Raw genomic sequence first — 6,896 nt, 5'->3', positions numbered from 1 at the left:
TGCCTGATGATTGGAGCATCATCTCCTCGTTACTGCGTCAGTCGGTATTGGCCCAAATTCCGATGCGTCCTGTGTCCCAGCAGCACATCACTAATGGGACACTGACCGTTCTGACGGGGGCGCAAGACTTTTCCGAGCTTAACCGCCAAATATTAAGGCGGCGTGTGGCAAGCCGATCTGGTTTTGTGGAATCTCAGTTATTTGGTCCCGTGCTGGCGCGCATAGTCCCCGTAATTTGGCAGAACGCTTTTGCCGTCACTATCACAAAGTTCGCAAGCCCAATTCTTGCACTAGTTGCGTTGGCGTTGGGCTTTGGCAGCTTTGCAACTGCGGCATGCATTGCGGCGTTTGTCGCTATCGCAGCCAATTCCCTTCGCCTCGCGGTTACAGATGACGTCGATGACCATATGCACATCCAAAGCGTGTCCGTCATAACATGGGCGCTGATCATTTTGGCCATGCTTAGCGCTGTTTATATGCAATCCTCGTATCGCGGTGATGGCTTGTTCGCCGCTTTTGCGGTTTCGTGCCTTGCATATCTTACGCAGAAAATGGCGTTACCAAAGGGGGCGAAGCAATTGCTACATTCGCCCGCGGCACTCACGATCTTTGCAGCATTCGGGTCTGCTCTGCTGGGACTCATTCAGGCTTTGGAGTGGATTATGGTACTGCAACTTAGTGTGCTCATCTTTGTCAGCCTGCGCAATGACATCATAGGCAAAAAGGCTAAGGAAAACTAAGGCCGAGTGAACCTAAAATTGCTCTGGCTTTGGTTCGCTCGAGATCAGGCCTCTATGCACCAAAAAGCCAAGGCTTTGTTGGCAAGTCGAAACAAATTAACGCAGTGCCGCAGAAAAAGACTTTAGAGAGGTAAAAAGGCGGCGTGCTTTAAACACACTCCCCCTTGCACGATCAATTAGCGGCCGTTTAGGCCTGGATAGACCCTGTGATTTGGTCCGGTGTACAGCTGGCGCGGACGACCTATTTTCTGGGCTGGATCTGAAATCATTTCATTCCATTGGGCAACCCAACCAACCGTCCGCGACAAGGCGAACAAGACAGTGAACATTTCGGTAGGGAAGCCGATGGCCGATAGGATTATGCCCGAATAGAAATCTACATTCGGGAACAGCTTTTTCTCAATGAAATATGGGTCGTTCAGGGCCATTTCTTCAAGTTGCATTGCAACGTCAAAAATCGGGTCGCTAATGTTGAGTTCGGTTAGCACCTCGCGGACCGTTTTTTGCATGACGGAGGCGCGCGGGTCATAGTTTTTGTAAACACGGTGACCAAAGCCCATTAGGCGGAACGGGTCATTCTTGTCCTTTGCCCGATCAATATAATGCGGAATGCGGTCTGGCGTGCCAATTTCACGCAGCATGTTTAATGCAGCTTCGTTGGCGCCGCCATGTGCAGGACCCCAAAGACATGCAATGCCCGCTGCGATACACGCAAATGGGTTCGCACCGGACGATCCGGCCAGCCGGACAGTTGATGTAGATGCGTTTTGTTCATGGTCTGCATGAAGAATAAAAATCCGGTCCAAGGCGCGTTCGATGACTGGATTTACAACATATTCCTCAGCAGGCACACCAAAGGTCATACGCAGGAAGTTGCCAGTGTAGGACAGGCGGTTGTCAGGATAGACAAAGGGTTGGCCGGCCGAGTATTTATACGCCATTGCCGCAATTGTCGGCATTTTGGCAATCAAGCGATGGCTGGAAACCATCCGGTGTGTTGGATCGCTAATGTCAGTCGAATCATGGTAAAATGCTGAAAGCGCACCAACTACACCGCACATGATCGCCATTGGGTGGGCATCGCGTCGAAAGCCACGGTAAAAGGTCGCAAGCTGTTCATGCAGCATGGTGTGGCGCGATATAGTATAGCTAAAATGCTCTAGCTCGGCCTTGGACGGAAGCTCACCATTTAACAAAAGGTAAGATACTTCCATGAAGCTTGATTGCTCCGAGAGCTCCTCAATCGAATATCCGCGGTGCAACAAAATACCTTGGTCGCCGTCAATGAACGTCAGTGCAGACTCACAGCTTGCGGTCGACGTAAAGCCGGGGTCGAAAGTGAAATGGTCCGACGCAGCATACAGCTTGCGTATATCAATCACGTCAGGACCTTCGGTGCCCTTCATGATGGGCAAGTCATAGCTGGTTTCGCCAACGGTAAGCGTTGCGTTGTTATCGGCCATTTTCAAACTCCATATCTTGCTAACATAATAAACGGGCCGCTCATGCATGGGCATTTTTTCTCGTTCGACATTGGAAGCAAGAAAACAACCGTTACTAACAGATAAGGCCCTGCAAATACCAATTTTTCTTGGGGAGAAACCGGCTTTTTATTGTTTAGCCCAATGGTAGCAAATTTTGCGGGCGTCAAGGCAAACAATAGTATCCGAGAACACAGGGATTTGCGGTTTGTTTATTGGATGCTAAGCATATGTTATGGCAACGAAATATTTCAAATTGAATACACTTGTATCTGTGGATTTAATTGAGAATTTGACGCTGTTCCAAGCCGTTGAGAATTGGCTTGACCGCGAACGCGATCAATTGCCGCTCTGGCTGCCAGTAGGCATCGGATTCGGTATCGCCATTTGGCAATCTGGCGGCACATCAATTTGGATTGGAGTTCTAGTAACCAGCATTGCTCTTGGCGCATATAGTCTTCTCATACCGCTTGGGAGCCGGTTCCGGCAAATTGTCCAAATATTCTCGCTGACATTGCTCATCGGCTTTTCGCTTATCGCATTAAGGTCGGAGGTCGTTGCTCAGCCTATTCTAAGCGTGGTTACTGTTGCGAGTGAGAAACGCTCATGGACTGTACTTGCGACGCAAACAGCCAACCAAGTGCCCGCGATGGAAATGGCCGCCGCGTGTAAACGGGTTGATATCGTCGTGAGTGACCGCTGGTTGCCGCAATCGTGCAGACCAAAATGGATAAAGGCAGACCGCCGCCTGCTAGAGCAAAGTGGCGGCCTGGCTTTTTATCTGAACGAACCGCTTATCATTGGCGCCAATGACGGCACCCTACACATGCCATGGGTGCAAGCACGCGTGAACGCAGCCACGGTCCAATAATAATCAATGATATCTGCGTAATAGGCCTGCAAGCTTACCTTGGACTTGAACTTCATGCGGGGCATAATATTGCGGCTGATAGCTCCCATTGGCGGGATCAAGCCGGATCTGTTGACCTTCGCGACGGAGATATTTCAAAGTTGCTTCTTCGCCTCTAATCAAGGCGACAACAATCTCACCATCACGCGCTGTGTCTGCCCTACGGATCAAGGCGTAATCGCCATCCAATATGCCTGCTTCCATCATGGAATCGCCGGACACCTCAAGCGCATAATGTTCACCCGCGCCCAGCAATGCCATTGGAACCGATAACGAGTTCTGCCCTTCAAGTGCCTCAATCGGAACGCCGGCAGCAATCTTGCCATGAAACGGAATTTCAAGCACGTCATTCGCAGCAACAGGAATTTGAATTTGTGGTTTGGCTTCTTTGACAGGTGCCAGACGGGTTACATTGTCGCCACGCCCATTCGCGCTCTCAGGCATTTTCATAACTTCAAGCGCACGGGCTCGGTTGGCCAGGCGACGGATGAAGCCGCGCTCTTCCAAAGCGCCGATTAAGCGGTGCACCCCGGATTTGCTTTTCAAATCGAGCGCTTCCTTCATTTCTTCAAATGACGGAGAGATGCCGCTTTGATCAAGTCGCTGATTAATGAATATTAGCAGTTCGTGCTGTTTTGCCGTGAGCATATTCAGGGTTCCATCCTGTTGAACATGAATGGAACGATTAGAGAACAAAAGCGGTTAAGTCAAGAACAATCGCACATATTGTGTCCAGATTTTACGACAGGCATATATATTGGACAAGAGTGCCTGCGGCTCGACTAGGCCCATTGACTGGTTGAAGAAGAAGCGCGTTGGCGTGCGATAGGCTATGGGTAAGTCCGCTATCTTGGGTATTGAGGGGTGTGATGCGGCCGCCATCCATTCGGGCGCGTAGATATTCTGCTCTCATGCCCCCTCCGGGCAGATCGCGGGTTGTGATCGCTTCTTGCAGTTCGGGAAACGGGGTTTGGCAACCAGCCATATATCGCAGAAGTGGAAGCAAGAATAAGGTTGCGGTGACAAAGGCCGATGACGGATTACCCGGAAGGCCAAGCATGATTGTGTCACCGATTTTTCCGGCCATTAAAGGCTTTCCAGGACGCATGGCTACTTTCCAAAAGTCCATCTTTGCGCCTATATTCAGCAATGCAGGCTGGACCAAATCATGGTCGCCAACGGACGCGCCGCCTGTGGTGACGATAACATCCGCTTGTGCAGCCAAGTGCGCGAAGCTGGCCTCAAGTACCGCCAGATCATCAGGCAAAATGCCGCCGTCAATCATGTTGCAAGGCAGATTTGAAAGCATGGCACGCAGCATGGGGCTGTTTGATGATGGAATCTGCGCTGCCGTGCACAGCGTACCGGCGGCCACCAATTCATCGCCAGTGGCAACAACAGCGACACGTGGCCGGCCACCAACGCACAGCGTGCCATAACCCGCCATTGCGGCAAGAGCGATTTGCCCAGCACCAAGCAGTGCGCCCTGCGTTAGAATTTCGGCGCCTGCCAGAAAATCGCTTCCGGCACGTTGGATATGGGGCTTGTCTGCAGGGCTTTGATCTTGCGTGGCGTGCACGATGTCCCCCTCTCGCGCGGCATTTTCTTGAATCAAAATACGGTCTGCATTTTTGGGAACATGCGCCCCTGTGAAAATGCGGACAGCTTCGCCTGAATGAAGCATGCCCGAAAACGGCCTACCCGCTGCGCTTTCACCGATCACGCGCCATGGCCCCGGAAAGTCTGCACTTATTACAGCATAGCCATCCATCGCCGATAAATCTGCGGCAGGTTGCGTGCGCATCGCCACCAGCGGTCCATGCATATAATGGCGCACGGCGCGCGTTAGTTCGACTTCGATCGGGGGCAATGGCGACGCGAGCGCCAGCAATCTGGCCTGTGCCTCATCCACCGAAATCATGCGAACCAGTCACCTGACTTGCCGCCGGTCTTCGACAATAAGCGCACGTCTGAAATGACCATCGATTTGTCGAGCGCCTTTGCCATGTCGTACAATGTCAGCAAGGTGACGGTCACAGCGGTCAACGCCTCCATCTCTACCCCAGTTGGCCCGTTAAGCCGCACCCGTGCCTCGACCCGAATAGCGGTCGCTTCATATTCGAATTCGACGCTAATCTTGGAGAGCATCAGCGGATGACATAAGGGAATAAGGTCGCTTGTTTTTTTTGCGGCCATGATGCCTGCGATACGCGCGGTACCAAGGACATCGCCCTTTTTCATATTGCCTGCGCGCACGGCCTCAAGCGCGTCTGCGGACAGTCTGATCCGGCCTTCGGCGACAGCCTCACGCGCGGTATCTACCTTAGCCGAAACATCGACCATATGCGCGCCGCCATCGGCGTTGAGATGCGTAAGATCAGCCATTACCAGTCAAAAGCCTTTGTGTAGCCGCCTGAATATCATCCTGCCGCATCAGGCTCTCGCCCACCAAAAACGTGTTAATCTCGGCACCGGCCATGCGCAGACAATCGGCATGGGTTGAAATACCACTTTCGCAGACAAGCAAAATGTCATCTGGCACTAGTTTCGCCAAGCGTTCCGTGTTGGCCAGATCAACCTCAAAGGTTTTTAAATTGCGGTTGTTCACGCCCAACAGCTTGGAATTGAGATGCTTAAGCGCGCGTTCGAGTTCATCTTCATCATGAACCTCGACAAGGACATCAAGTTTCTCCTGCCAGGCTGCGTCCTCAATCTCGACCATCACGACGTCATCAAGCGCCGCGACAATGATCAAGATGGCATCGCCGCCCATTTGCCGCGCTTCGGCGCATTGCCACGGATCGACCATGAAATCTTTGCGGATGACGGGCAAGTCACATGCTGCGCGCGCCGCGATCAGATAATCCTCATGTCCTTGAAAATAAGGCGCGTCAGTGAGAACGGAAAGGCAAGCTGCACCTCCAGCCTGATAGGCCATTGCATGGGCGGCAGGATTAAAATCTGCGCGAATAAGCCCCTTGGATGGGCTAGCCTTCTTGATCTCCGCTATGAGCGCGATGCCTGACTGGCTTTTGGTGCGCAATGCTGCCTCAAACCCACGAGGCGCAGATGGTGTTGGCCAATGTGGCAAGCCGTGAAGTTTGCGTTCTGCAACTTCAAGCCGCTTGGTCGCGCATATCTCTGCAAGCTTGTCCGCCATTAATATGCCACCCAACAGTTTAGCAGGGCATTGGCAAGACCCTTGTCGATTGCTTCTGCTGCTTCTTCCACGCCTTCGGGCATTGTTTGCACGACACCCGCCACCAACAAAGCCTCTGCTGCATTGAACAGGACAGCATCGCGATAGGCGCCATGTTCACCCTGAAGCAGCTTGCGCAGCTCCAACGCATTATGTTGCGCGTCGCTGCCACGGATGGCTTCGACGGGATACACAGGCAAACCAGCATCCGCAGCGCTGACGCGTTGAAAACGGATGCCGTCCGGAGTGACGACTGCAACTTCGTTACCGCCAGCAAGGCTCAATTCGTCGAGCCCTTCGTCGCCTGAAATGACGCGCGCATGTTCCGTGCCCAGATACTGCAGTGCTTCTGCGTACACAGGGACATAAGCAGGGCGCGCAATGCCGATAAGCTGACGTTTGACTCGCGCAGGGTTCGCGAGGGGGCCCATAAGGTTGAATATTGTGCGCTGGCCAATGCGTTGACGGATTGGCTGGATCCGCTTCATCGCCGGATGGTGGTTGGCAGCGAACAGGAAGCATATGCCAAGGTCTTTAAGAGTTTCCTGCGCCATGCGCCCTGCGCG

At 52.7% G+C, this 6,896-nt stretch carries 7 protein-coding genes and 1 pseudogene; 2 read left to right on the top strand and 6 right to left on the bottom strand.

Annotated features, from left to right (window positions below; translation table 11 throughout):
• The coding region (locus ACIQ2T_RS11120) for a hypothetical protein (RefSeq protein WP_397590866.1) at positions 1–740 on the top strand (740 nt) is incomplete at its 5' end.
• A 176-nt stretch (positions 741–916) separates the two neighbouring features.
• Here ACIQ2T_RS11120 and ACIQ2T_RS11115 read toward each other — a convergent pair.
• Positions 917–2,203 carry a citrate synthase gene (locus ACIQ2T_RS11115; RefSeq protein WP_397590865.1) on the bottom strand — a complete coding sequence of 429 codons (1,287 nt, stop codon included), beginning with the start codon at positions 2,201–2,203 and terminating at the stop codon, positions 917–919.
• Between the two features lie 253 nt (positions 2,204–2,456).
• On the opposite strand from ACIQ2T_RS11115, the gene ACIQ2T_RS11110 reads away from it, so the two are divergent.
• On the top strand, positions 2,457–3,092 hold the full coding sequence (locus ACIQ2T_RS11110; protein WP_397590864.1) for a hypothetical protein: 636 nt from the start codon (positions 2,457–2,459) through the stop codon (positions 3,090–3,092).
• A gap of 3 nt (positions 3,093–3,095) precedes the next feature.
• Here ACIQ2T_RS11110 and lexA read toward each other — a convergent pair whose 3' ends face one another.
• From lexA to ACIQ2T_RS11085, 5 genes and pseudogenes are all read right to left on the bottom strand, one after another.
• Complete coding sequence (gene lexA, locus ACIQ2T_RS11105; RefSeq protein WP_397590863.1) at positions 3,096–3,779, bottom strand: transcriptional repressor LexA; 684 nt, start codon at positions 3,777–3,779, stop codon at positions 3,096–3,098.
• A 91-nt stretch (positions 3,780–3,870) separates the two neighbouring features.
• Positions 3,871–5,052: a gephyrin-like molybdotransferase Glp gene (gene glp, locus ACIQ2T_RS11100; protein ID WP_397590862.1), complete on the bottom strand. Its 1,182-nt coding sequence runs from the start codon at positions 5,050–5,052 to the stop codon at positions 3,871–3,873.
• Complete coding sequence (gene moaC / locus ACIQ2T_RS11095) at positions 5,049–5,516, bottom strand: cyclic pyranopterin monophosphate synthase MoaC (protein WP_397590861.1); 468 nt, start codon at positions 5,514–5,516, stop codon at positions 5,049–5,051. Before moaC ends, glp begins: the two co-directional genes overlap by 4 nt.
• Positions 5,509–6,291, bottom strand: coding sequence for an indole-3-glycerol phosphate synthase TrpC (trpC, locus tag ACIQ2T_RS11090; RefSeq protein WP_397590860.1), 783 nt, complete (start codon positions 6,289–6,291; stop codon positions 5,509–5,511). The genes moaC and trpC overlap by 8 nt, the downstream gene beginning before the upstream one ends.
• A pseudogene (locus ACIQ2T_RS11085) lies at positions 6,291–6,896 on the bottom strand (anthranilate phosphoribosyltransferase); the annotation flags it as partial. The gene trpC and the pseudogene ACIQ2T_RS11085, both read right to left, overlap by 1 nt.

The organism is Sphingorhabdus sp. (genome assembly GCF_044357595.1).
In the GTDB taxonomy this organism is placed as follows: Bacteria; Pseudomonadota; Alphaproteobacteria; order Sphingomonadales; family Sphingomonadaceae; genus Sphingorhabdus_B.
The sequence above is the reverse complement of the archived record's forward strand: the minus strand, read 5'-3'. Positions and strand labels throughout refer to the sequence as shown.